This is a genomic window from Ochrobactrum sp. EDr1-4 (genome assembly GCF_049199085.1).
Lineage (GTDB): Bacteria > Pseudomonadota > Alphaproteobacteria > Rhizobiales > Rhizobiaceae > Brucella.
In genome coordinates this window covers 523,357-549,172 of sequence record NZ_JBLZOF010000002.1, presented here as the reverse complement: position 1 = coordinate 549,172, position 25,816 = coordinate 523,357, and the positions used below count along the sequence as shown (strand labels likewise).

The following is a 25,816-nucleotide window of genomic DNA, read 5'->3' as shown; positions in this document are numbered from 1 at the left end:
GTGGCGGATTTCCTTTTGGCTTTTTAAGAGAAGATATTTCTAACAATTGTATCGCGTAGCCAGCTATGCGCAGGCTGGGAATCTAGGCGCTTATGCCATCGCATACAGATTGATATCCGTGGCGATTCAAAAGGTAGTTCGCTCATCGCTAGATGTGAGCTCTGACAAACGACCTTTGCAATCGGTCGCCGCATAACTGCCAAGACATCCTGATCCTCCATCACAGTGCTGAATCCGAGTAAGGGGATAGAATGCTTGACGTTGCGCGATACCTTTTGTTGTGCAAGCCAGGTATCGAGAAACCCCACATCATCCCCTGTTGATGACAAATTGAGGTGTGGTTGGCTGATGAGTTCCGTTACGGAAATTTTTGTATTGGGTTCGCGCAGATTTTTGTGATGAACAACAACGAAATCATCGTCGCCCAATTCCACGGAAGCAAAGCGTTCGCGCTCAATTCCAGGTTTGCCGATAAAGAGATCCAGCTCAGAATCATCAATGAGGCGATCCACATCAATCGTTCCACTGGGGCGCAAGATCAGAGAAATTCCGGGAGCATTGGCTTCGACTGTCTGAACGAGTTTGGCAGTTAGCGCGACGGCGCTACAGTTATCGAGCGCTATACGGAATTTTTGATTTGCGGTCAGAGGATTAAAATCTTGCGCCTGAAGGCCGAGTTCAAGATAATTCAATGCCTGACGAATGGGGCCTGAAAGTTGTTCAGCGCGTGAAGTTGGTAACATGCCGCGTGCTGAACGCACAAATAGATCATCCTGAAGCGTATGTCGTAGCCGAGCGAGAGCGTGGCTGGCAGCTGGCTGGCTCATGCCGAGGCGCTGCGCCGCACGCATGATATTTCGCTCACGGAAGATCGCATCGAAAATCCGCAGAAGATTGAGATCAATCTGATTGATGTTTGGAAGTGCCATCTCAGGCTTCATTCTCCTACTTTATTTCCCATAGAATGCATTACGCGCAGTTTGATTATAAAGTAAAATGCACCGCATGCATATTGGTATGCAGAGGTTTCAGTTCCTTAAGTCAGTTGTTTCGTCCAAGACGGCAGATATCTGACATTTATTGTCATGTTTAAGTTTGTGGCTTTCAATTAAGCGGATGTTTTGTGGCAGATGCTTTGTGAACGTCTGATACAGCTGGCAGGAGTATCTATATGTCGTTTGTTAATGCGGTGCGGTCCTTGGCTTTAGCCGCGGTTTGTATTCTTTCACCTCTTGTTTCTCAGGCAGCGGAAATTACGGATGTTCTGGGACGCAAGGTTCAGGTTCCGGAGCATGTTGAACGTGTCGTATTGGGGGAAGGCCGTCTGAGCTATGCCCTAGCATTGCTGGATCGCGACAACCCCTTCAAACGGATTGTCGGCTGGCAGAACGATCTGCGTAAACTCGATCCGCATACATTTGAAGCCTATAAAACCGCATTTCCTGAGGTTGCGGATATTGCTCTTATAGGCCAGGCTTCTGAAGTCAGCGTGAATGTTGAAACCATTCTCGCGCTTAAACCGGATCTGGTGGTTTTCAGCGTGGCGGGTGAGGGCCCCAAAGCGCATAGCCCGATTGCTGACACGCTGGCGAAGGCTGGAGTTGCCGTCGTTTACGTCGATTTTCGCGTTAACCCGATTGAAAATACGCCCAAAAGCATCGAACTGCTTGGCGAAGCGATTGATCGGAAAGACGAGGCCAAAGCCTTTACCGATTTCTATGGGGCACATCTCAAGCGCCTGACCGATAAAGTGCGTGATCTCGATGAGGCGAAAAAGCCAACGGTTTTTGCAGAACTTCTTCCAGGCGTCTGGCAAGCTCCCGGTCATACAACGGGCAATGGAGGGCTCGGCCAATTCATCAATACCGTTGGCGGACGTAATATTGCATCAAGCGTCGTTCCCGGTGCTATCGGCGATGTCGCTGTTGAGTATGTTTTACAGGCTGATCCCGACATTTATGTTGCGACTGGTAACCGTGCGCCGGGCGTTTTGCTTGGTGCCGCGGTTGACGAAGCAACTGCCCGTCAAAGTCTGAACACGGTTCTGGAGCGTCCGGAATTCAAGGAGTTGAGGGCGATCCGTGAGCATAATGCTCATGGCTTATGGCACGACTATTACAACTCACCTTATAACATCATTGCTGTCGAATTGCTCGCAAAGTGGCTGCATCCTGACTTGTTCAAGGATGTTGATCCTACAAAGACTCAAGAGGAGTTGAATGAGTTTCTGACAATCAAAAATGATGGCACTTATTGGATTGATCCTGTGCAAGGAGAGTAAGGCGGCGGGATCATCAATATGTCTTCGGATATGAAAACGATTATCGAAACGAATGCGGATTCTGGTTTTAATGCGCTGAAATTACGCTATGGAAACCTCCGCAAGCGACGGTTAGCCATTATTTCGGGACTGCTTGCCCTTCTGATCGTCTCGTTTTGCTATGATATCGTTACAGGTTCATCTGGCATGACGGTGCAAAGTTTCTTGCATGGCTTGTTGCATCCGTCGGATTTATCTCCGACGGATCGAGTTATTATATGGAATGTGCGCTTGCCGTTCTCGCTGATGGCACTGCTTGTTGGGGCTGCATTATCGCTGGCTGGTGCTGAAATGCAGGTCGTGCTTAATAATCCGCTTGCAAGTCCTTTCACATTAGGCGTTGCATCTGCTGCGGCGCTGGGTGCGTCGACCGTTATTGTCTTTGGTCTGTCAGTTGCGTGGTTGCCCTATAATTGGCTGGTATCGGCGGCGGCGTTTGTTTTTGCATTTGGTTCGGTCTTACTCATTGATGCATTGGCGCGATTGCGTGGAACCAGCATGGAAACAACCGTTTTGCTCGGCATTGCTCTGGTGTTCAGCTGTAATGCAGTCGTTCTTTTATTTCAGTTGATAGCGACGGAAGATGTGCTCCAACAGCTGGTTTTCTGGTCTGTTGGCAGTCTAGCGCGTGCAGATTGGGAGAAAGTGCTTGTTCTGGCGATAGCGCTCGCCGTCGTGATGCCGCTGTCTTTTGCCTCATCTGGCAAGATGACAGCGCTGCGCATGGGCGAGGAACGCGCCATTAGTTTCGGTATAGATGTGAAAAGGCTGCGCTATTTTGCGTTGCTACGGATCAGTGTCTTGTCGGCCATGGCTGTAGCATTCGTTGGAACGATCGGCTTTATCGGGCTGGTCGGACCTCACATTGCGCGACTACTCGTAGGTGAAGATCAGCGTTATGCACTGCCCGCAAGTGGTCTGGTGGGGGCATTGTTACTTTCTTTGTCGTCCATAGCGAGCAAGACAGTGCTGCCCGGCCTGATTGTACCTGTCGGCATCGTGACAGCGCTTGTTGGTGTGCCGGTATTTATTATGCTGATTTTCAGAGGCAGGTCGGGTCGATGAAGGCAGACGAGAAAGGCCTGTTGATTTCGGACTTGTCGGTTCGATATGGGCGTAAAGAAATTATCCATTCACTCTCAATGGGGCCAGTTAACCCCGGCCAATTCGTTGCGGTGCTCGGCCCGAATGCTGCTGGTAAATCGACGCTGCTCAAGGCAATCGCAGGCATTGGTTCTTTCCGTGGACAAATTTATCTTAATGGAGTGGACATGGCATCCGTGCCGGGGGCAAAACGCGCCCGGATGATTGCTTATATGCCGCAATCACAGCCACCGGCAATTGGCCTTCCAGCGCTTGAAGCTGTCATGAGTGCTTTTGGCGGCAGTAAAGGGCGGGATGAAGCAATCAGTAATGCCTATGAGACACTTGATGATTTGGGCGCCGCAGATCTGGCCTTGCGCAATCTTCACGAGCTATCAGGAGGACAGCGGCAAATTGTGGCGCTTGCGCAGGCAATAGTTCGCAAACCTGAGGTGTTGTTGCTCGACGAACCAACCAGTGCGCTTGATCTTAAGCATCAGGTGTTTGTGATGCAGTCTGCGGCACGCCTCGTGCGTATGAAAGGCGCTATCGTCGTGGCAGTGCTGCACGATGTTTCACTTGCTTTACGCTATGCGGATTCGATCGCAGTTCTGAAGGATGGTGGACTTTATGCTTATGGAACACCAAAAGCTGTCGTCACCTCAGATATGCTGGCTGGTGTCTACGGCATTGAAGCGCGAATTGAGACTTGTAGTCAGGGAAAAATGCAAATTATTGTCGATGGAGTGGTGTAGAGCACATCCCGAAAAGTGGGAACTGGTTTTCGGAACAAAATGTGCGTAAAAAAGGCTAGAGCATTTCATCTGGTCCAACTTGATTCAGAAATGCTCTAGCTATCACGCCAGTTCAAGCTCATGGCTTTTATAGCTTGACGAATATCATGCTGATCTCGACTTTTGCAACTTAGTCGCAGCACCGGATAAACAGTAAAGAATGGTCATCACCCTTTGAAAGAGAGTGCTTTTCGCTATCGATTGTTTGCATAGGGATAACCACGTTCCTTATTCAGGCCAATGTCACCCCTATGCATTTCATTAAATCTCTTTGATCAACGTATCCGCAATTCGCACGCTCAAAGCTGCACCTGTCAGCGTTGGGTTCACACAGGACGATGAAGGCATAACGCTGGTGCCCGCAATGAACATATTGCGGTGATCATGCGTGCGGCAATCGCGATCAACGACCGAGTTCTTCGGATCGTCGCCCATAATCGTTGTTCCCATAATGTGCTGGCGGTTCTGCCATTTGACATCGGTACTCAGAATTTCGCCATCGAGAAGCTTGGCGATCTGGTCGAAGTCCTGCAATGCGCGGTCGCGACCTGCATTCCAATAGTCGGTCACGCTGTAATAAATCGACGGGACCGGAATGCCCAGCGCATCGACCTTGTCCGTGCTTGGGAGGACGCGGTTTTCAGCCAATGGCAGCGTTTCAAAATCAACTGCCCAGTTGAGCGACCGTGCCGACTGACGACGAATTTCAGCGTCCAGTTTTGAACCCAGAACACCCTTCTTCAGAAGACTCGACGTCGTCTGCCCCGTCGGAACGGTATTACGAACCTTGATCTTGTAGCTTGGGTAATCCTTGCGGAACTCGCCATCGCGCTGGTTGAGATAAACGAGAAGCTGGGTTGGACCTTCGCCCGGCCAGAAATCTTCTTTCGCCATCACATTCATGCTGATGCCGGTATGATCCATCAGGTTACGGCCAACTTGATCGGATGAGTTGGCAATACCATTCGGGAAGCGATCAGACTTCGACAAAAGCATAATCTTTGGCGATTCAATACCATAAGCAGCCATCACGAAATAACGTGCGGTGAGCTTATGCTCTGAACCATCCGGGCGCTTATACCAGATTGCGGTAATCTTGCCGGTGTCATCGGCATCAATTTTGCAGACAACCGAGTTGTCCTGAATGATCGCGCCATGGCGTTCGGCTTCATCGATATGCATCGAACCGTCATATTTAGCAGCAATCGGACAGACCGGGTTGCAGTTGTTGTTGCCACCACAGGCCGGACGCTTGCCATAAGGGCGCGTTGCACGGCCATTTGGCTCAAGGATCGGATTGAAACCACCTTTTGAGAGCTTCTCAGAAAGCTGGTTGAACATATAGCTAGGCTTAAGGCCACGCATTGGATACGGGATCGAACGCGGTGGATAGGCAGCACCGCCATGCCCGCTTTCATCCTGGCCATCGACACCGCTCACACCGAGTTCTTCTTCAGCGCGTGCATAGAATGGTTCAAGCTCATCATAGCTGATTGGCCAGTCACGACCGTGGCCATAAAGCGACTTCAAACGGAAGTCATTAGGAATCATACGCCACAGCGACGAGCCAAAGTGCCATGTCGTACCGCCGACCACACGCAAGTACGACGTGTTGTACTTAACCGGGCCAACTTGCTGGAGATAATCGCCATAGGTGGATGGTGCATGCGGCAAGCTTGGGAACGGTGAACCTGCACCCTGCAATTTTGCGTTGGCGAGTGAAAGTTTCACAGGCGCGTTGCGGAAAGTCTCGACAATATCGCGGCGATCTACACGCGGGCCTGCTTCGAGCACGATCACTTTCTTGCCAGCCTTTGCGAGGCTGTTGGCAATGATACCGCCCATTACGCCCGAACCGATAACGATCAGGTCCGCATCATATGCGTCGTTTGCCATTGTTCTCTTCCTGTCAAATCTTGGTGTCAGGTTTCGGACCCCAGGCATCTGGGCCGGGTCCATAGGTCGGGATCGCCAGAATGCCGCGTGTCGGGCGGTACATCAGCGCTTCTCCATATGCGATCAGCTCTGCATCTTCCGGCTCGCCGACCACGCCGAGATACCAGGCGGATACAATCTTAGTCGCGGTTTCCATCAGCTTCGGATCAATGGAAGGGAGCTCCAGAAATGCATCCATATTGGCAGCATTGCTCTGCTTGATAGCTGAACTGAGCGCATTCATTTGTGCGACGAGGTCGGGATTGCGTTTCTGCAAGGCTGCGAAATAGCGGCTGCCCAGCACCGGATCGAGATCGTGGCCGGTCAGAAAAGTGGAAAGCTGCATGAAATCCTGCTGCGCCTCGTCGGCAGCCGATGCTGGCAAAGGTCCGGCAAGAGCACCGATTGCCGCCAGCGCCACCATTGCAACGGAGCCTCGCAACACGGATCGGCGGGAAATATGACGACCGAAAACGGTGTCAGAAAAATTATCGATTGGCATTATTGGTCTCCTGCGGGAGTGCGCAATGCAATTGTGAAAGAAATGATCAGGCGTGGGCTGCCCGCTTACGGCGGCGAACCAGCCAGACAATCAGCGCAATCAGGATCAGGATGCCGACCACCATTGCCGGTGCTGCGAAGGGTGCAAGCTCGGCAATCAGCGGCTTTGGTCCACCTTCGCGGATCAGCTTCACATCGGCGGGCGTCACTTTGACATCCGGATTGCCGTATTGCGCCAACACATAATTGCTGACATCGGCAACATCCTGATCGGAAAGGCGATCGGTGTAGAAGGCATCTGGCCCGAAGCCCGGCATATAAGCGGTGTGGCCATCAACCGTACGATTGACGCCAAATACGATTGCCGAAAGCAGATTGTCTGAGCGATCAGCACCCGTCACCGTGTTGTGGAACAACGACGGATAGTGCTTGTTGCCTTCGCCATCCATCTGATGGCAATTGGCACAAACACCACTGAAAATACGAAAGCCACTTTCGTTCGGTACTTCACCCGGAAGTCCGCGCAGCGCATATTCCGTGACCGATGGCTTGCCAAATTTGTCACGTGGGGTTTTGTCACCCGACGAAATCGGAGCCACGTCCTTCACGTAAACCGCTATTGCGTTGAGATCGTCATCCGTCAAATGTTGGAGGCTATGCTCAATCGCTTCTGCCATAGGGCCTGCGGCCTGCGCCTTGCCTGCGACGTGTCCTGTGCGCAGATATTGCACAAGTTCTTCCTGCGACCAGTCACCAATCCCACTGACCGGATCGGATGTGATGTTCGGCGCATACCACGAACCCAGCGAACCGCCCGACAGTGCTTTGCTGCTCTGCTCGGCCATCAGATCGTTGCGGGGCGTGTGACAGGTGCTGCAATGAGCCAGCGCTTCTGACAAATAGGCGCCGCGATTCCACTCTGTGGATTTACTAGCATCCGGCGTGAAGCGAGTCTTATCAAGGAAAAGCAGATTCCACGCAGCCATCGAGGTCCGGACGCTGAACGGAAACGGCAGTTCTGTCTTCTGCGGCTGATGATCGACCGGCTTCACCTCATGCATGAAATAGGCATAAAGCGCTCTCACGTCCTCATCGGTCATCTTTGCATAAGCCGTGTAGGGCATTGCCGGATATAGATGCGAGCCGTCTTTCGCGACACCGTCACGAACGGCATGCGCAAATTCTTCTTCCGAGTAGTTGCCGATGCCATCAGCCTTTGATGGCGTGATGTTTGTTGAGAAAATAGTACCAAGCGGCGATGAGATTCCATAGCCACCCGCAAAAGGTGTCCCGCCGTGTGGTGCCGTATGACACGCAGCACAATCGGACGCGGTAGCGATATAACGCCCCTTGGCAATCAACTCTGCAGATGGTTCATCGGCCATGGCGGTTGATCCTAGCGCCACGATGGAAACGGCTGTTGCGCCAATAAGTGCTTTCCATGAAGGACGGGGTGCAACGGGGTATTGCTTAAAGCTGCCTGATTGCGACATTTTGATCGAGCTTTCATGAAGCATGAATATTCAATGCAAAGCGCAGGCGACTTTCATATAGAAAGTAGCCTTCTATCTCTGCCCGAAACGAAACAAGCATAGCAATCCAAGAATATGATTTTCTTGGATATTCCTATTCTCATCATCGATTCAAAGAATTGGATATAAGCTGTTACGCGACTTGGTTTTTGGAATAGCTCTAAGTGACTGGATATGAAAATCAGTCTTTGCTAAAATCTGATTTCATCATTTGTGAAAGTGCAACACATGAAATTCGATCTGATTGATCTGCGTATCTTCGTATCCGCCATTGAAGGCGGAAGCCTGACGGCTGCGGCAAATCAGAATAATATCGTGGTCGCAGCGGTCAGTGCGCGCCTCAAGAAACTGGAAGAATCCTTTAATCTCAAACTGTTCGATAGAACCGGACGTGGCATTCGCCCAACGCTGGCGGGTGAAATGTTTGCGCGAAATGCACGCAAGTTGATTGACGATGCACGACGCGCGCAGACTGCACTTGATGATTTTGCTGATGGCCGTGGTGGACATGTGCGATTGCTGTCGAACACGAATATGTTAGCGGAACATTTGCCGCATGCACTGGGGACATTTCTTGCAGCCCATCCCGATGTCACCGTGAGCGTTGAAGACAAGCCCAGTCTGGAAGTGGTGAGTCTATTAAGGAATGGCGAAGCAGATATCGGAATTGTCGCATCGTCTGCTGATATGAGCGGATTGGAACAATGGCGGTTTGTGCCAGACAAGCTAGTTTTGGTTACACCGCCTGAACATCCGCTTTCAGCGTTGCAGGTGAACTATTCCAGAATTCTCGATTTCAAGCTGATTGGCCTGCCGAAGCAGACAGCACTCATGCAGTTTCTGGGTCGGCTTGCCAATGAGCTTGGTCGTACTGTTGATTACCGAATGCGTGCGGAAAATTTTGAAGCCATCTGCCGCATGGTCGAAGGCGGTGCCGGTATCGCAGTTGTTCCGCAAAGTGCTGCATTGCGTTATGGAAGCTATATGGCGCTGAGTATCACAGACATTAATGAAAGCTGGGCCGACCGCGAGCTTTATCTATGCACACGAAATGAAGCGCAATTGCCTGGTTATTCAAAACGCCTTTTCAATCATTTGCGGGAATATGCAGCCAATGCTAGCTAGTTCCGCGGGCTTTGGTTGCAGAGAAAATTTGTGTTCAATCAATGACCGTATTTGTTGATGCTCGATGCTGCCGTCGCCGGAAAATTGAAATGGTTTATGGATAAAGTCATTACAGTTTAAACGAACTGAGTATTACAAAAACGGCAGTTTATACCGCTTTGCTATTAAGGTTGTGGTTTAAGTGAAAATTGCAATCTTAAATTAGCACTTACTGCGAGACATGCTGATTTTTATATAATAAACACTCTTACGAGAAGCGCGTTTTAATTTGCGGATGCATGCAGATGGGTTCCCCTTTGGTACAAAGCCAGTGGCGTATGAGAGAGCTTTTGCCCGCCCTTGCCTTATTTGTGTTGGGGCTAGGAGCGCTTGCCTATGCAATGATTTTACCACAAGGGGAAAGCAATAACTTTGCAGTTATGTTGAACCCTTGGGCTGATGCTTCTGAAGTCGTTGCTTTGGTAAATAAAACCGGAGCGGACGTAATTTCCTTCAATGAGCGCACGAATGTTCTGGTTGTGAATGCTCCGCGTTCCGATGCTGTTTCGGCGTTATATAGTGCCGGTGCGTGGCTCGTTTTTGAGCCATCCCAACTTGCAAGCTGTTTTGATCTCAAAGTCCCAGAGGCTTAATCCATCATGATTATCGAACTTGATGATATTCGCAGACGTTTTGCGCGTTTTTTGGTTGTGTTTTTCTGGCTGCATGTTCCACTTTTTGCAGCTATCGCCTACGCGAACGGGAATTCCGTGATAGGCGGAGCTCTGGCTGCAGGGGTTCTTGCGCTCGCATATAATTTAATGTGGTTGCGCGCTGATATAGCGCCTGAAACCCGTTTTCTTTCTGCTGTCGCGCTTGTCGCTGAACCGGCTGTTTTGCTTTACTTATTGCGTGGCCACATATGGCAAATGGACATGCATATGTACTTTTTTGCCATGCTTGCGCTAACCATTGGCTGGTGTGATCGCAGAGCGACCATCATTGCTGCAATAGCTGTTGCGTTCCACCATTTAGCTCTTGATTATTTCCTGCCATTCTTGGTTTTTCCAACCGGAGGCGATCTTCGCCGCGTGATGATTCACGCCGTTATTGTAGCGCTTGAAGCTGCCGTTTTGGTTTGGTTTTCCGATATGCTTGTCGCGTGCGTCAACAGCATTAGCAACATGCGCGACGAAATCATGGTCAAGAATGCCGAGATTGAAGTGCGCTCTACCGAGGTGGAGCAAGCTTACAAGGCAAAGGGCATGTTCCTTGCCAATATGAGCCATGAAATTCGCACGCCACTCAATGCAATTCTTGGATTCTGCCACTTGATGTCGCGTACGGACATGACGGAACGGCAGCGCGATTATCTTTCCAAAATTAACACGGCCAGCGGATCATTGCTCCGTCTTATCAATGATATTCTGGATTTTTCTAAGAACGACGCTGGTAAGCTGACATTTGAAAACCGGCCGTTTGAGTTGCGTGCGCTTTTCGACCGCAAATTACAAATCACCGGTGCAGATGCACGGACTAAAAATGTCGATGTGAATCTTCATATTGATCAAGATGTACCCGATCGTCTTGTTGGCGATGAGATGCGTCTGGGACAGATTCTCCTCAATCTTCTGAGCAATGCAATTAAATTCAGTGAGAATGGTTCTGTAACGCTGCGCGTCAGCGGAACTGTGACCGAGACAAGTGGCTACAAGTTGCAGGTCACAGTTGCCGATACTGGTATCGGGATGACGCCGGAGCAACAATCAAAGCTATTTAACTCGTTCTCTCAGGCCGATAGTTCTACCACGCGCCGCTTTGGCGGCACAGGATTAGGACTGGTCATCAGTAAGCAGATCGCTGTTCAAATGGGCGGTGACATCACGGTCTTCAGCACGCCAGGAAGAGGCAGCGTTTTCACTGTGACGGCGATGCTGGCGAAGGTAGACCGTGCATATTCAATCGTTGAAAGGCCGCAGCCGCATATTCAGAAGCTTCGAGTACTGGTCGCTGACGATAACCCTGCTTCGCGTGAAATTTTGCAAGGTATTTTCGCTGACTGGTCGATTGCCGTCGATCTGGTTGCTTCTGGTACAGAGGTTATCAGTGCGTTGGAAACTGCGCTCGAACGTGGCCAAGCTTACGACGCGCTCTTAATTGACTGGAAAATGCCAGGCATGGATGGGCTTGAAACAGTCGGTCGCCTCTATGCCAGCGCAAAACTGGCAAAGTTGCCGGAAATAATTCTGATTACCGCATATGGAAGTGATGAGTTTAAAACTCAGGCCTCGCGTGCGGGTATTGCAGCATATTTGCCCAAGCCTATAGAAGCGCAGCAAATCTTGCAGACACTTAACACGCTATTCCCCATCGAAAACACCAACGCCGAAGCAACCAGAGATTCTGAGCTGATTGCCGAGCCTTTGAGAGGCGCGCGTGTGCTTTTGGTTGAAGATAATGCAATCAATCGTGAGATTGCTTATCAGTTGCTTGATGATGCGGGCCTGGATGTCGATATAGCTGAGAACGGACGAATAGCCTGTGAAAGTGTTGCACGATTAAAAGGCGCTTATTCGGCCATCCTGATGGATGTGCAGATGCCTGAAATGGATGGTCTTGAAGCGACAAGACATATTCGTCGTGAATGGAGCGCTGAGGCGTTGCCCATTATCGCTTTAACCGCGCATGCCTACGAAGAAGAACGTCGTCGATGTGCGGAAGCGGGCATGAATGATCATATCGCGAAGCCAATCGATCCAAGTGTATTAATCGGTACACTCGAGCGCTGGATGAAGCCGCGCCGTGCTGAAGCTGATGTAAGTCGTCCGCAAGACAAAAAGATAAGCGTTGATTATTCCGAGTTGCCGGAGAGCCTGGAACCTTTCGACCTCACGAGGGCACTCGTTCGTGTGAACGGAAAGCGGGCATTGTTGCGCCGACTGATCATAAGTTTCCATGATGATTTCGAAAACGTTATCCAAACACTGATGGATCAGATTGCCAAAGGCGACTTAACTTCTGCCCGTCGTCTCGCTCATACATTGAAGGGAGTCGCCTCTTCTCTCGAACTTCCAGATATAGCGCGTATTTCGGCTGAAGTGGAATTGGCGATCGCTAATGAACAGCTCGTCGGACTTCAATCTACGCTGTCTGCGCTCAATTCTGCAATGAAGCCGGCGTTGAAGGCTGCATCAAGCTTAATAAATACTGGAGCAGAACCTGTGCAACAGGCGGAAGGTAGTGCTCAATCTGAAGATATAAAATTGGCAGTCTCTACCCTTAGAGAGAACCTCAAACGCCGTAGCATGCGCGCGCGTGCCAGTTTTGATGCATTGCTGCAGCTGGTCGGATCGCCCATTTATGAAGGAGAGAAAGCAGAAGCTCTCCATGCAGCTAAGGCTGCGCTCGATAAACTCGACTATGATACGGCACTTCAGAGATTGGATGAAGTTTTCGTTGATGATAGTCCAAGTTCAACACAACGTGAGGCTTAAAAATGTGATGTCGAATTATCCATCCCGTGAAAGTATAAGCGTCGGATAACGCAGCCGATTTCGCCTCATGAAAAAAAACTAAGCCATTTCTAAATGCACTTGCTCATCAAAAACAGAGTAATTCTCTTGATGAGTACGTTGCAGAACTACCGGAGTAAGCCAGATGTCAGATCGCGCAACAATTCTGATCGTTGATGATGAAGTATCAAATATCGAGATCATGAACGCGGTGCTGGAAGATCATTATGAAATATCTTTTGCGACTTCAGGAGAACAGGCTCTAGAGGTGGCACGTTCGGTGTTGCCGGATTTAATTCTGCTCGATGTCATGATGCCGGGCCTTGATGGATACGAAGTTTGTTCGCGCCTCAAAAGCGATAGGCTGTTGGCCGATGTGCCCGTAATATTCACGACAGGACTTGATGATCAGGAGGCCGAAGTTCGTGGTTTGTCGCTTGGTGCAATTGATTATGTAACCAAGCCAATAAATCCTATCGTTCTTAATGCTCGTGTCTCAAACCACATTGAACTTAAACGCCTGCGTGATCAGCTTGCTCAAATGGCCGTGACTGATGCGCTGACCGGGCTCAGCAATCGTCGTCAGCTGGAATCTATACTTACGGCAGAAATATCTCGTTTGGGTCCGACAGGTGCGTGGCTCTCCGTTATCATGCTGGATATCGACTTCTTTAAGTTATTCAATGACACATATGGTCATCCGGAAGGGGACCGCTGTATCTCCATGGTGGCAGCAGCGCTCACACGTGCGGTTCACAAAGTTTCAGGCATGACAGCGCGCTATGGCGGCGAAGAGTTCGCATGTGTTTTGCCAGAGGCCAATCCGGAGAGTGCGCTGGCAACGGCGCGTGAAATTCAGTTTCAGATTCAATCTCTGAATATTCCGCATACTGGTTCTACAGTCAGTAAAAGTGTGACGCTCAGTATCGGGATTGCATCTGCCCGAACCCGAAGTGACATGGGTGGGTATCTTTGGCTCCAGCATGCAGACCAGCAATTATATGCAAGCAAGAAAAGCGGTCGGAACACGATTGCTCAAACAGAGTTTTGACAGGCTGAGCATTTGAAAATGTAAGAGTCGCAGTTACAATTTTTCCTGCCCAATTTGGGCGATTGAGATTTGCGACTTCTTATATATGGTTTGAGCTAAGATTATTTTAAGAATGGCCATCGCGTAGGCGTTTTGTTGGCCCATATTCTGTGAAGTAGGAATGTTTGTCCAAATACGACGTCAATCCGTCAATTTTTGTCGAATTTGGTTTTTTTCTTCAGCTTTGAATGCTAAGTCGCTCTCGCGATAAATGCCAACCAAGCTATATGGCGAGTTGATCAGCATAGCCAGAGCCTGAAAGCCCCAAAAATGACCGCACGTCTTTCATTTGCGCGTGAGCGTATCAATGTTCTTCTTCTCGAAGGCATCAATCAGTCCGCTGTCGATTACTTCAAATCGTCTGGCTATACCAATGTTGTCCACCTGCCAAAGGCATTGGATAAGGCTGAGCTGATCGAGGCGATTGCGTCGGCGCATATTGTGGGCATTCGTTCGCGCACGCAGCTCACCGATGAGGTTTTTGAAGCTGCACAGCGTTTGATTGCAGTCGGTTGTTTTTCGGTCGGCACCAATCAGGTTGACCTGAAAGCTGCTCGCAAGCGCGGTATTCCGGTTTTCAATGCACCTTTCTCGAATACACGTTCGGTTGCGGAACTGGTGATTGGCGAAATCATCATGTTGATGCGCCGCATTTTCCCACGTTCCAACTCGGCACATACCGGAGGCTGGGACAAGAGCGCGACGGGTAGTCGTGAAGTGCGTGGCAAGACGCTGGGTATTGTCGGCTATGGTAACATCGGTTCGCAGGTCGGCAATCTTGCCGAAAGCCTTGGCATGACCGTTCGTTATTTCGACATGACCGACAAGTTGCAATATGGCAACGTGATCCCGACAGAAACGCTGGATGAATTGCTCGAAATTTCCGACGTGATCAGCCTTCATGTGCCATCGAACAAATCGACGGCCAAAATGATCACCGAAGCCAAGTTGCGTAAGATGAAGAAGGGCGCCTTCCTCATCAACAATGCACGCGGAAATGTGGTTGATCTGGAAGCGCTGGCCACAGTGCTTAAAGAAGGCCATCTTGCTGGTGCAGCAATCGACGTGTTTCCGGTTGAACCTGCATCGAATAAGGATCCGTTTGTTTCGCCATTGCAGGGGCTTGAAAATGTCATTCTAACTCCACATATCGGCGGCTCGACTGCGGAAGCGCAAGAGCGCATCGGCATGGAAGTGACCCGCAAGCTGGTTGAGTATTCCGATGTCGGCTCGACGCTCGGTGCCGTAAACTTCCCACAGGTACAGTTGCCAGCACGTCCAAACGGCACGCGTTTCATGCATGTGCACGAAAACCGTCCGGGCATTCTCAACAGCCTCGTCAATATTTTCTCGTCACACAATATCAACATCATCAGCCAGTTTTTGCAGACCGATGGTGAAGTGGGTTATGTGGTGATTGAAGGAGATGCGATGGAAGAACATGCCGAGGACGTTCTTCAGGCGATGCGCGAAATTCCGGGCACCATCCGCACACGTTTGCTCTACTAGAGCGCGTTTCGGTCTGATATTATCAGATCGGCGCTCTAATCATTTGTTTTGACGCACATCTTGGTCCGAAAACCGGTTCCCACTTTTCGGGATGTGCTCTAAATAACGTTCGATTGCATGCAAGGTCCGCACGGTTAATGCTGTGCGGACCTTTTGTTTTTTAGATGATGCGTAACAAGTGGCATGGTTCCCGGACATTCCAGCAGTTTTGTTGCGCTTGCAGTTGCAAACACATTGACTCTTTCTCCAAAGGGCTTAAAAGCGCAATCATAAAAGGAGACATCCCGTGAACGCATATCGCGCATCACATAGCCTGTTTGGACGCAATGGCCTTATCGCCATCGGTGCCTGCATGGCGTCTGTCTCTAAAACTATCACGGCCACTTACATTAAAACGACCACCAAAACGGTCTGACCCCTTGGCCTGCTCGCCCTCTCTCCCCGGGTCCGGCCCAGGGTAAAGGCCCGCTGGTCGCGGGTTTTTATGGAAGCGGAGAGGACAGGAGAAGGTAAATGGGTTTTAAGATTGCAGTTGTCGGCGCCACCGGAAATGTCGGTCGCGAAATGCTCAATATCCTCGAAGAACGTGGCTTTCCGGCTGATGAAGTCGTGGCTCTCGCTTCGCGTCGCAGCCAGGGCACGGAAGTATCCTATGGCGATAAGACGCTGAAGGTTAAGCCGCTCGACCAGTATGATTTCTCCGATACCGACATCTGCCTTATGTCCGCTGGTGGCAACGTCTCCAAGGAATGGTCGCCAAAGATCGGCGCGCAGGGCTGCGTTGTCATCGATAACTCGTCTGCATGGCGCTATGATGCGAATGTGCCACTGATCGTTCCTGAAGTGAATCCAGACGCGATTGAAGGCTTCCGCAAGCGCAACATTATCGCCAACCCGAACTGCTCGACTGCGCAGCTCGTTGTGGCACTCAAGCCACTTCACGATGCAGCCAAGATCAAGCGCGTTGTTGTCGCGACTTACCAGTCCGTTTCTGGCGCTGGTAAGGAAGGCATGGACGAGCTGTTCCAGCAGTCGCGTGCGGTTTTTGTTGCTGATCCTATTACAACACAGAAGTTCACCAAGCGCATTGCGTTCAACGTGATCCCGCATATCGATGAATTTATGGAAGACGGCTACACCAAAGAAGAGTGGAAGGTGATGGCTGAAACCAAGAAGATGCTTGATCCAAAGATCAAGCTCACAGCAACTGCTGTGCGTGTTCCAGTTTTCATTGGCCATTCAGAAGCGGTCAACATTGAGTTTGAAAACCCGATTTCGGCTGAAGAAGCGCGGGAAATCCTGCGTGAAGCGCCGGGCTGCCAGGTTATCGATAAGCACGAAGACGGCGGTTACATCACGCCTTATGAATCGGCTGGCGAAGATGCGACGTTCATCAGCCGCATCCGCGAAGACATCACTGTTGAAAACGGCCTGTCAATGTGGATTGTTTCTGACAATCTGCGCAAGGGTGCAGCACTTAACACGATCCAGATCGCAGAACTTCTGGTTTCGCGTGGCTTGATCACGCCAAAGTCGCTCGCGGCTTAATCAAGACTGTAGTTTGAAAACAAAAGCGCCGGCAATCCGGCGCTTTTTTGTTACCTTGAAGTTTTGTCTTTGAGATTATTGCGAACATTAACCAATCGGTCGCGCAAATCCTGTAAATCATCCAACGGCTCACCGAGCGCGCAAAAGACCTGCTCGGGAATGTCTGCTGCTTTTATGCGCAAAGCACGGCCCTGATCAGTCAGTGTGATACGAACCTGCCGCTCGTCCTGTGGATCTCTGCGGCGCGCGAGATGACCTGCCGCCTCCAGCCGTTTCAAAAGCGGGGTGAGGGTGCCTGAATCGAGATTAAGCTTCGCGCCGATTTCCGAAACCGTGCAATTATCCTGCTCCCACAAAACAATCATAACCAGAAACTGCGGATAAGTAAGCTCCAGTTTGCTGAGGATTGGCTGGTAAGCGCGTGTCAGCGCATTCGCAGTCGAATAGATTGCAAAACAAACCATATCTGAGAGGTGCAATTGGGAGTCTTTACGGTTCTCGCTCATGTTCGCCTCCTTAGCGTCAATATACAGAATGCACAATTAAATTGTGCATCACATATTTGTGTAATTAAATTTTACAAAATTAGATTGTGCACAATATAAAAATCTGCGAATTTGGCTGTGGAGATAGTTTAACGATTACCGATGGAGAGTTTGAAATGGCTATTCTTTACACCACCCAGTCCACCGCAACCGGCGGCCGCACAGGCAGCGCAAAGACTGCTGATGGCCGTCTCAGCGTCGTTCTCGATACTCCAAAAGAGCTGGGTGGTTCAGGCGGCGAAGGGACCAACCCTGAGCAGTTGTTTGCATCCGGTTATGCAGCCTGTTTCCTCGGGGCGCTGAAATTCGTCGCAGCCAAGGAAAAAGTTTCTATTTCCGCTGATAGCACAGTCACTGCGACAGTCGGTATTGGCCCGCGTGATGATGGCACAGGATTTGGCCTAGATGTGGCTCTGGAAGTCGCTTTGCCGGGTGTTGAAAAATCCAAGGCGCAAGAACTGGTCAATGCTGCGCACATCGTCTGCCCTTATTCACATGCAACACGTGGCAATATAGATGTCCGCCTGAGCGTAGCATAAAACGAGAAAAGCAAAAGGCGCTCGGTTGAGCGCCTTTTTTTGTTTATGAGGTTAGTTCTTCCAACGCTTTTAATGCAGTTCCAATCTGCCCACGCACCTCTGCCGCTAACGGCAATATGGGTCGTGGTGGTTCGATTTTTGTAAGGCCTAATAGATCGGCGATGACATACATCACGCGGAAGCTGCCGTGGGTTTTGAACAGGTTCCAGAGCGGCTCGAACGCTGCATTGATACGTTCTGCCTCGGCTTGATTGCCGCTTTGTGAAGCGCGTACAAGTGATAAAAACTGTTTTGGTAGAAGACCCGCCGCAACGCTATAGAAAGCGTCGGCACCTGCGAGAAGTGCATCTTTTGCGCCCCAATCGCCACTATAACCAATGGCGAAGTCATCGGGTGTTGCAGCGCGTAATTTTTCAATCTCTGCTGCATAGTTTTCGTCGGCGGGCAAGGGCATCTTGATTGCGTAGATATTATCGATATCTGCAAGTCGAGCAATCAGCTCATCACTGAAAACAAATCGTGTGGTCCCCGGGTTGTTATAGATGCAGAGCGGCAAATCAGTGGCCCGCGCAACAGCCTTGAAATGCTCAAAGCCTTCTTCTTGTGTGAGCGGCGTATAGGAAACGGGGGCAAGCAATAATGCATCAGCACCTGCATCCGCGGCATCTCTTGCAAGTGCCTGTGCTTCATCAGTGCGCAACGCGCCAACACCAACAATCAGCGGTATTTTTCCGCCAATATGATTGACCGCAATCTTCACTGTATGCTGACGTTGTTCTCGTGTGAGAAAGGCATATCCACCCGTGCTTCCTAACAGGCCGATCGAATCTGCTCCTGCCTCATGAATGCGCGTCAGAAAAGCTTTTAGCGCGTCCTCGATCAGATTGCCTTCGGCATCAATTGGCGTGAGCGGGAAGGCGGAGAGACCATGGAACATCTTCATTGCGACACTCATTTCTCAGATGGTTCTAGCGTGACAGAAGCAGACGAATACCGGCGAATGCAAACACCGCTGACAGAACACCTTCGATCCAGCGTCTTGCTCGACGATATAATCGCACCATTGGAGCGGTCGAAAAGATAATCGCATAGCCGCAGAAGATCGTGATGCTGAGCGTAATGCAGCCGCCGAGGAATGCTGTCATCTGTGACCATGACGAATTGGTGCCAAGGCCAAGCGTGACAAGTGCTATCCACGACAATATCGATTTAGGATTGGAGAGATGCAGCAGCAGGCCACGACGATATAGTTCGCCGCCTGAGAGGAACGCATCACCATTTATATTGCGTGCAGCGATTTTCTCATCTGATGTCATTGCAGCGCGTGCTGCTTTGAACGCGAGGTAGAGCAGATAAAGACCACCGAAAATTTTGAGAATTATCAGCGCTTCAGCAAACCGTGTAAGGATTGCAGATACGCCCGTCGCTGCCATCAGGCCCCAGAATATGGAGCCGGTCACGACACCTGCCGCAAACATTAGCCCAGCTTTGCGGCCTTGATGCATTGCAACACCCATGATGCGCATATTGCTTGGGCCGGGGCTTCCGGCGGCAATCACATAGGTCGTGTAAACAAGAAGGAGCTGATAGGCGGCGGGCGAAAGGCTCATAATCATCACTCAGATTGAACTGAGCGAATTTATAGCATTTTCCGCATGCAATTTCTGTATTCTATTGTATCGAAAACGACCAAAATTGTCTCAATTTTGACCAGAACTGATGGGCTTATACAGCACTGCGATTATGTATTGCATTAGTCCGCATGCGCTTCCAGAGCTTCCATATCATCATCCGAAAGGCCAAAATGATGGCCAATTTCATGGATGAGGACATGGGTGATAATGTCGCCAAGCGTCTCTTCATTCTCGGACCAGTAGTCGAGAATTGCGCGGCGGAAGAGCGTGATGCGGTTAGGCGTGTCGCCAGTTTGCAGGCTAAAACGCTCACCGATACCCATGCCTTCAAACAGTCCAAGAAGATCAAAAGGCGTCTCTAAGCCCATATCTTCAACGATCTGCTCTTCAGGGAAGTCAGCAATTTGGATTATTATGTCGCCACAAAGCGCACGAAACTCCTGCGGAAGATGCGCAAGCGCTTCAATCGCAATGGATTCAATTTCGTCCAGCGAGGGCGAGAGACGCCCCGCCCAGTCACCGCTTTGATCTTCTCGGGCCATTTCAGCCAACCGTGTCCTATTCAATGGTTCAGGCCACCACACATCGGCTAAAGGCGCATAACAGAACTGCCATTATGCCCAAGGACGCTGTTGAGCGTTTTTTGCCTCGAACGTGTCGATGTTCGTTACTTTTTCCATGGTCAAGCCAATGTCATCAAGACCATTGAGCATGCAGTGGCGACGGAAATCATCGAGATCGAAGGTAATTGTACCGCCATCAGGACCATGAATTTCTTTGGTTTCAAGATCAACGGTCAGCGTAGCATTGGCACCGCGCGATGCATCGTCCATCAGCTTGTCGAGGTTTTCCTGACTAACCTTGATTGGCAGAATACCGTTCTTGAAGCAATTGTTATAGAAAATATCGGCGAATGACGTCGAGATGACGCAACGGATGCCGAAATCAAGCAGTGCCCATGGCGCATGTTCACGCGAAGAGCCGCAACCAAAATTGTCGCCAGCAACCAGAATCTGCGCGTTACGATAGCTAGGCTTGTTGAGCACGAAATCCGGGTTTTCAGTTCCGTCTTCGTTAAAGCGCATTTCGGCAAACAGACCCTTGCTCAGACCCGTACGCTTGATCGTCTTCAGATAATCCTTCGGGATAATCATGTCCGTATCGATATTGACGATAGGCAGGGGGGCTGCAACGCCCGTGAGCTTGGTAAACTTATCCATGTCTGCGGCCTGTCAGTTTGGTATTGGTAAATTTGAAATCTGATTTACATCAGCATGGCAGAGAGTCAATGTTTCAGGGCGTAAGTGCCCAATAGGTCGCAACCTCGGATCATAATAAGTGTGCATCCGGGCGTTTTAAGTCGCTCCGGATGCACATAACGGTCTAAACGCACGAATATGTCTGAATTTCAGATCTAAAATTCGGAATCGTGCGTCTCGGCAGCGTTACGCGAAATTACTGCACGTTTAAGGCAATATTTCCGCTTTCGCTGCCAGTTAATCTGCGAGACTTTCCATCTGCACCGACAACAACCGTAAAACGCCTGCGTAGCATCGATAGGTTCGGTGAAACTGCAACATTAATCGCAGGATCGAACTGCAGCGTGATCCGCCAGAGATCAGGCTTGATCGTTTCTTCAACACCGATGATGCGGGCTTCAAATGCGGTTGAATGGAACATGCCCGAAACGCGCTGGCTGACGCGGTAAGGTGCTGTACCGTCTTCAACCTCTGCTTTTTCAACCTTGGCACCGTTGGCTGCAAGCGTATTCCAGTCGCGTGTGCCTGATTGGCGAGCGACGAGATCAAGTGCTTTTCCGTGGCTGATATTAATGCCTTCTTCGCCCAGAGCTTGCCTTAGACGGCGAGCTTGATGTTTGAAGTCAGTTGTTGTGTGACCAGCAAGGATAGCTGTGGTCATGGTATTGCTCCTGAATGTGAGCAGCATTTTCGTGAACGGGTGCCCGCATTGCCGTTTCTGCCGTCACCGGAACAGGAACGTGAATTCAGAATGCTTTACCATGGCCTTGAGGCCGCGAGCGGCAGGTGCATTCCAACCGTGAATGCAAAATAAGCAGTCATAAGCCAGATTTCAAGTCTCATAAAATTGGCGCGCCGTAACAGCGCATTTCAGCAAAAATAGCCCTTGCAAAATCAATTATGCAAAATTCCGAGCGTATTATGTGTCCTTGACCTGCCAGCTGAAATAATCAAAGTCTGATTCACGCTTTGATGTTTTAAAGATCAGTGACGGGTGGAATATGCTTCGAATTTTTATGTTGGGATTAACAGTTGCAGTTATTGGTTTCCCAGCCGCTGCGGAAAACAAGCCGAGTTATAATGTCCACGAGGGAAGTTATACTGGCAATGATGGCATGGAGCTACAAGCCAATGTGAAGCATAAAGGTGGCGATCTTTATGCGGTGTCTCTGTCCACGATGGTTCCGTTGATCGGAAATCAACCGGGTTGCGGTGGTGACGTTGCTGGTGATGTTACGATCAAGGACAAAAATGCGACGTTCAAAATCGAAAGCGAAGGCTTTGACCCGAGCGAAAAGGAATCCCTTCGGAACCCTCGTTTTTGTGAAATCAAAATGAAGTTTGTTGGCGAGTATAATCTGGAGATCGAAGAGGTTGCCGGGTGTACCTATTACCACGGCGCATCGTGTGAGTTCACAGGGAAGTTGGAACACGAGGCGAGCGGACTTTAAAACTTTACGGTGCGGGCGCTTGTGCGCTGATGCCAATCGGTGCACAAATTGCGCATGAAAACAATTGCTCGTCCGCGTCGTTCCGTTTTGTTTGTGCCCGCTTCCAATAGTCGTGCAGTTGAAAAATCGCTGACGCTCGGAGCTGATTGCGTCATTTACGATCTCGAAGACTCTGTTGCGCCGGAAGCGAAACTTGCCGCACGGGACGCATTGAGTAAGCATGTTTCCGAGCATCCAAAGGTTGGCTTTGAACGCGTTGTGCGCGTGAACGCTGCCGATACGCAATGGAATAAGGCCGATCTTATTGCAGCGGCAAAGATTGGCGCGGATGCAGTTTTGCTGCCGAAGGTTGAGCGACCGCAGGATGTGATGGACGCGGCGAGCCGGCTTGATCGGCATGATGCTGATCCTGAAATGCGCGTCTGGGCGATGATAGAAACACCGCGCGGTATTTTGAATGCGGATGAGATTGCTGTTTTAGGTCATCGCTCTGCAGCACGGCTTGGCTGTTTTGTGGTTGGCCCAAATGATATTGCGCTGGCAACCGGTGTGCGTCCGCAATCTGGGCGGCCTTATATGGTTCCATGGCTCATGCAGATATTATTGGCTGCGCGTGCTGGCGGTATCGATATTCTGGACGGTGTCTATAACGACTTCCGCGACACTGCGGGCTTCGAAGCAGAATGCACTCAAGGTGCTGCAATGGGCTTTGATGGAAAGACGCTTATTCATCCTTCGCAAATCGAATCGGCTAACCGTGCTTTTTCACCGTCTGATGATGACTTGGCTCATGCCCGTGCAGTGGTTGCCGTCTTCGCACAGCCGGAGAATGCTGATAAGGGCGTCGTATCGCTGGACGGTCAGATGGTCGAGCGCCTCCATCTTAAAATGGCTGAGCGCGTGCTCGCAAAATCAACTTCGTAAAGGCTAAAAGGAAGAAAACTATGAAGCTTTACCGTTTCATCACAGGACCAGACGATTCCGCATTTTGTCATCGTGTGACAGCAGCTTTGAACAAAGGCTGGCAGTTGCATGGTTCGCCCACCTATGCGTTCAATGCAGCGACGGGTGTGCTGCATTGTGGTCAGCCAGTTATCAAAGAAGTCGAGGGCGTCGAATATACGCCGGACATTAAGCTTGGCGAATATTGATTGAATGAAAAAAGGCCGGTTTCCCGGCCTTTTTGTTTTGTTTAGTTCAATCCACGCTTTTCAATCATCGCATCGGGCGTTGGCATCTTGCCACGGAAGGCTTTGTAAAGTTCTTCAGGGTCGCGGCTGCCACCAGCAGCATAGATATATTGCTTAAGCTTTGTTGCCAGTTCGGGGTTGAAAGCATCGCCGGTTTCTTCAAAAGCCGAGAATGCATCGGCATCGAGCACCTCCGACCACATGTAAGAATAATAACCGGCTGAGTAGCCATCGCCAGAGAACACATGTGTAAAATGCGGCGTGCGATGACGCATGATGATTGCGTCAGGCATCGAAAGCTTTTTCAGCGTCTCGGCTTCAAAAGCCAATGGGTCTGTGATCTTTTCGGTGCCAGTATGGAAGGCCATGTCAACGAGTGCGGACGAGGTGAACTCGACCGTGTTAAAGCCCGCATTGAACGAACGTGCAGCAAGCACCTTGTCGAGAAGCGCCTTTGGCATGGCCTCACCTGTGCGATAATGCACCGCATATTTTTCAAGCACTTCTGGCACGGTCAGCCAATGCTCATAGAGCTGTGATGGCAGTTCAACGAAATCTCGCGAAACTGCGGTGCCGGAAATCGCAGGCCATGTTACATCCGACAACAGCCCATGTAGCGCATGGCCAAATTCGTGGAACAGCGTGCGGGCATCATCCAGCGAAAGCAGCGCAGGTTCACCAGCCTTGGGCTTCGCAAAATTCATGACGTTATAGATGAACGGTTTCTGCCCGACACCAAGCTTATGGCTTGATTGCAGTGAACTCATCCATGCACCTGAACGTTTGGAGGTGCGGGCAAAATAATCGCCGAGGAATAAGCCGCGCTCGCTGCCATCCGCATTGAGAACTCGAAACACGCGCACATCTGGATGCCATGTGGGAATGCCTTTTTTCTCTTCAAAACGAATGTCGAAAAGACGGGTTGCTACATCGAAGCTTGCTTCAATGATTTTTTCAAGTTGCAGATAGGGCTTCAGTTCGGCCTCATCGAAAGCGAAACGCTCGGCACGAAGCTTTTCGGCATAAAAACGCCAGTCCCACGGCGCAACCTTGTGATTGTGGCCATCAGCCGCGATCAGGCGTTCAAGCTCAGTTTCTTCTTCGCGCGCTTTGGCGCGTGCCTTGTCCCAGACCGGCTCCAGTAGATCCATCACGGCCTTTGGCGTTTTAGCCATAGTGTCATCGAGCTTATAGGCTGCGAAATTAGCATAGCCGAGCAGATGTGCTTTGCGTTCGCGCAGTTCCACCATTTCGCGCACCACGTCGCGATTGTCGGTTTCTCCGCCATTTTCGCCGCGCTTGCCCCACGCATTGAACGCCTGTTCGCGCAGCTCCCGGTTTTGTGAGAATGTCAGAAATGGCTCAACGATCGAACGAGACAGCGTGATCGCCCAAGCGTCTGGCTGACCGCGCTCCGTTGCGGCACTCTGCATGGCGTTTTTCAGAAAATCGGGCAGTCCCGCAAGGTCAGCTTCTTTGGTTATAAACAATGCCCAGCTTGATTCATCTTTGAGCACATTCTGGCCAAAGCGTGCGCCAAGGCCTGCCAGCTTCTCGTTGATGCCTGCGAGTTCCTTTTTGCCTGCTTCATCAAGCTTTGCACCGGAACGGACAAAGCCTTTCCAGGTCTTTTCAAGCACGCGCTTTGTTTCAATGTCGAGATCTAGATGACCGCGATTTTCATAAAGCGCATCAATACGTGCAAACAGCTTTGGGTCCATCATTATGCGCGAATAATGACGCGACATTTTTGGGGCGATTTCGCGTTCCAGCGCTTGAATAGTATCGTTGGTGTGAGCGCCAGCGCGCATCCAGAAAATTGAAGAAACGCGATCAAGCGATTGGCCGGTAAGCTGCAAGGCTTTCAGCGTATTTTCAATGGTAGGTTCAGCGGCATCATTGATGATCGCTTCGACTTCCGCGAGGTCTTCAGCCAAAGCTGCGTCGAAAGTAGCAGCGAAATCATCGTCCTTAAATGCTGTGAAATCCGGCAGGCCAAGCGGTCCATTCCATTCGGTAAGCGCGTGATTATAAGACTGCTTTTCGGACATCAGAGACTCCAGATAAAAAGAATTCGATATGTATCAGATCTAGGATTTTGCAGCCGAAGAGACAAGGGTATGTCGGGATTATGAAAAAGCTTTCATGATCGGGACCGGGGGTTGACTTTCGGGGCAACCGGGCGCAAATCAGCCACGCAGCCGCAACTCTATGGCTGCATTTCAACCGGAGTCTTATTCTCTTATGCCAAGCGACAGTCACAGTCGATT

Annotated in this window: 25 protein-coding genes; 14 read left to right on the top strand and 11 right to left on the bottom strand. The window is 50.4% G+C overall.

The features are described from left to right. Positions 1–23: 23 nt before the first annotated feature. Entirely contained in the window at positions 24–941 is a 918-nt protein-coding gene (locus ACOZHT_RS09025; RefSeq protein WP_421565626.1) for a LysR family transcriptional regulator, read from the bottom strand. 230 nt (positions 942–1,171) lie between these two features. Between ACOZHT_RS09025 and ACOZHT_RS09020 the strand changes: the two genes are divergently transcribed. The 3 genes from ACOZHT_RS09020 to ACOZHT_RS09010 are packed head-to-tail and all read left to right on the top strand — an operon-like array spanning position 1,172 to position 4,158. Continuing rightward, positions 1,172–2,281, top strand: coding sequence for an ABC transporter substrate-binding protein (locus ACOZHT_RS09020; protein WP_339510176.1), 1,110 nt, complete (start codon positions 1,172–1,174; stop codon positions 2,279–2,281). A gap of 18 nt (positions 2,282–2,299) precedes the next feature. Then, positions 2,300–3,385 (top strand): iron ABC transporter permease, encoded by a 1,086-nt coding sequence (locus ACOZHT_RS09015; RefSeq protein ID WP_339510174.1) that lies wholly within the window; start codon positions 2,300–2,302, stop codon positions 3,383–3,385. Then, positions 3,382–4,158 (top strand): ABC transporter ATP-binding protein, encoded by a 777-nt coding sequence (locus ACOZHT_RS09010; protein ID WP_339510172.1) that lies wholly within the window; start codon positions 3,382–3,384, stop codon positions 4,156–4,158. Before ACOZHT_RS09015 ends, ACOZHT_RS09010 begins: the two co-directional genes overlap by 4 nt. 300 nt (positions 4,159–4,458) lie before the next feature. Here the strand turns inward: ACOZHT_RS09010 and ACOZHT_RS09005 are convergent, their stop codons facing one another. Genes ACOZHT_RS09005 through ACOZHT_RS08995 form a run of 3 tightly spaced genes read right to left on the bottom strand, consistent with a single transcriptional unit; the run spans position 4,459 to position 8,150 of the window. Continuing rightward, a complete protein-coding gene (locus tag ACOZHT_RS09005; protein ID WP_339510170.1) occupies positions 4,459–6,093 on the bottom strand; it encodes a GMC family oxidoreductase in 1,635 nt (544 codons plus the stop codon). Positions 6,094–6,106: 13 nt separating this feature from the next. Continuing rightward, on the bottom strand, positions 6,107–6,634 hold the full coding sequence (locus tag ACOZHT_RS09000; protein ID WP_421565625.1) for a sorbitol dehydrogenase family protein: 528 nt from the start codon (positions 6,632–6,634) through the stop codon (positions 6,107–6,109). 46 nt (positions 6,635–6,680) lie between these two features. Continuing rightward, complete coding sequence (locus ACOZHT_RS08995; RefSeq protein ID WP_339510165.1) at positions 6,681–8,150, bottom strand: c-type cytochrome; 1,470 nt, start codon at positions 8,148–8,150, stop codon at positions 6,681–6,683. Between the two features lie 243 nt (positions 8,151–8,393). On the opposite strand from ACOZHT_RS08995, the gene ACOZHT_RS08990 reads away from it, so the two are divergent. The 7 genes from ACOZHT_RS08990 (at position 8,394) to ACOZHT_RS08960 (ending at position 16,928) form a co-directional block, all read left to right on the top strand. Beyond that, positions 8,394–9,290 carry a LysR family transcriptional regulator gene (locus tag ACOZHT_RS08990; RefSeq protein WP_339510162.1) on the top strand — a complete coding sequence of 299 codons (897 nt, stop codon included), beginning with the start codon at positions 8,394–8,396 and terminating at the stop codon, positions 9,288–9,290. A 284-nt stretch (positions 9,291–9,574) separates the two neighbouring features. Further along, positions 9,575–9,922: a hypothetical protein gene (locus ACOZHT_RS08985; protein ID WP_339510160.1), complete on the top strand. Its 348-nt coding sequence runs from the start codon at positions 9,575–9,577 to the stop codon at positions 9,920–9,922. 6 nt (positions 9,923–9,928) lie between these two features. After that, positions 9,929–12,763, top strand: coding sequence for a response regulator (locus ACOZHT_RS08980; protein ID WP_339510157.1), 2,835 nt, complete (start codon positions 9,929–9,931; stop codon positions 12,761–12,763). 163 nt (positions 12,764–12,926) lie between these two features. After that, on the top strand, positions 12,927–13,832 hold the full coding sequence (locus ACOZHT_RS08975; protein ID WP_339510155.1) for a diguanylate cyclase: 906 nt from the start codon (positions 12,927–12,929) through the stop codon (positions 13,830–13,832). A 309-nt stretch (positions 13,833–14,141) separates the two neighbouring features. Continuing rightward, the gene (gene serA / locus ACOZHT_RS08970) at positions 14,142–15,380 is read left to right on the top strand and encodes a phosphoglycerate dehydrogenase (RefSeq protein ID WP_421565624.1); all 1,239 of its coding nucleotides are present in this window, start codon (positions 14,142–14,144) and stop codon (positions 15,378–15,380) included. Positions 15,381–15,666: 286 nt separating this feature from the next. After that, entirely contained in the window at positions 15,667–15,795 is a 129-nt protein-coding gene (locus tag ACOZHT_RS08965; protein WP_339510151.1) for a hypothetical protein, read from the top strand. Between the two features lie 98 nt (positions 15,796–15,893). After that, positions 15,894–16,928: an aspartate-semialdehyde dehydrogenase gene (locus ACOZHT_RS08960; protein WP_339510149.1), complete on the top strand. Its 1,035-nt coding sequence runs from the start codon at positions 15,894–15,896 to the stop codon at positions 16,926–16,928. Positions 16,929–16,978: 50 nt separating this feature from the next. Here ACOZHT_RS08960 and ACOZHT_RS08955 read toward each other — a convergent pair whose 3' ends face one another. After that, a complete protein-coding gene (locus ACOZHT_RS08955) occupies positions 16,979–17,434 on the bottom strand; it encodes a MarR family winged helix-turn-helix transcriptional regulator (protein WP_339510146.1) in 456 nt (151 codons plus the stop codon). A 155-nt stretch (positions 17,435–17,589) separates the two neighbouring features. Here ACOZHT_RS08955 and ACOZHT_RS08950 point away from each other — a divergent pair, with 155 nt between their 5' ends. After that, complete coding sequence (locus ACOZHT_RS08950; protein ID WP_339510144.1) at positions 17,590–18,012, top strand: organic hydroperoxide resistance protein; 423 nt, start codon at positions 17,590–17,592, stop codon at positions 18,010–18,012. 43 nt (positions 18,013–18,055) lie between these two features. Here ACOZHT_RS08950 and ACOZHT_RS08945 read toward each other — a convergent pair whose 3' ends face one another. From ACOZHT_RS08945 to ACOZHT_RS08925, 5 genes are all read right to left on the bottom strand, one after another. Next, a complete protein-coding gene (locus ACOZHT_RS08945) occupies positions 18,056–18,955 on the bottom strand; it encodes a dihydrodipicolinate synthase family protein (protein WP_339510143.1) in 900 nt (299 codons plus the stop codon). A 25-nt stretch (positions 18,956–18,980) separates the two neighbouring features. Continuing rightward, the gene (locus ACOZHT_RS08940) at positions 18,981–19,622 is read right to left on the bottom strand and encodes a LysE family translocator (RefSeq protein WP_339510141.1); all 642 of its coding nucleotides are present in this window, start codon (positions 19,620–19,622) and stop codon (positions 18,981–18,983) included. A gap of 143 nt (positions 19,623–19,765) precedes the next feature. Next, on the bottom strand, positions 19,766–20,188 hold the full coding sequence (locus ACOZHT_RS08935) for a metallopeptidase family protein (RefSeq protein WP_339510138.1): 423 nt from the start codon (positions 20,186–20,188) through the stop codon (positions 19,766–19,768). 72 nt (positions 20,189–20,260) lie between these two features. Then, entirely contained in the window at positions 20,261–20,866 is a 606-nt protein-coding gene (leuD, locus tag ACOZHT_RS08930; RefSeq protein ID WP_339510136.1) for a 3-isopropylmalate dehydratase small subunit, read from the bottom strand. Positions 20,867–21,101: 235 nt separating this feature from the next. Further along, entirely contained in the window at positions 21,102–21,566 is a 465-nt protein-coding gene (locus ACOZHT_RS08925) for a glyoxalase superfamily protein (protein ID WP_339510134.1), read from the bottom strand. Positions 21,567–21,906: 340 nt separating this feature from the next. On the opposite strand from ACOZHT_RS08925, the gene ACOZHT_RS08920 reads away from it, so the two are divergent. The 3 genes from ACOZHT_RS08920 to ACOZHT_RS08910 are packed head-to-tail and all read left to right on the top strand — an operon-like array spanning position 21,907 to position 23,507. Further along, positions 21,907–22,356 carry a hypothetical protein gene (locus tag ACOZHT_RS08920; RefSeq protein ID WP_339510132.1) on the top strand — a complete coding sequence of 150 codons (450 nt, stop codon included), beginning with the start codon at positions 21,907–21,909 and terminating at the stop codon, positions 22,354–22,356. Positions 22,357–22,410: 54 nt separating this feature from the next. Further along, positions 22,411–23,280 (top strand): HpcH/HpaI aldolase/citrate lyase family protein, encoded by an 870-nt coding sequence (locus ACOZHT_RS08915; protein ID WP_421565623.1) that lies wholly within the window; start codon positions 22,411–22,413, stop codon positions 23,278–23,280. Positions 23,281–23,300: 20 nt separating this feature from the next. Beyond that, positions 23,301–23,507: a DUF1737 domain-containing protein gene (locus ACOZHT_RS08910; RefSeq protein WP_250043456.1), complete on the top strand. Its 207-nt coding sequence runs from the start codon at positions 23,301–23,303 to the stop codon at positions 23,505–23,507. A 41-nt stretch (positions 23,508–23,548) separates the two neighbouring features. Here ACOZHT_RS08910 and ACOZHT_RS08905 read toward each other — a convergent pair whose 3' ends face one another. Next, entirely contained in the window at positions 23,549–25,597 is a 2,049-nt protein-coding gene (locus ACOZHT_RS08905; RefSeq protein WP_339510126.1) for a M3 family metallopeptidase, read from the bottom strand. Positions 25,598–25,816 lie beyond the last annotated feature (219 nt).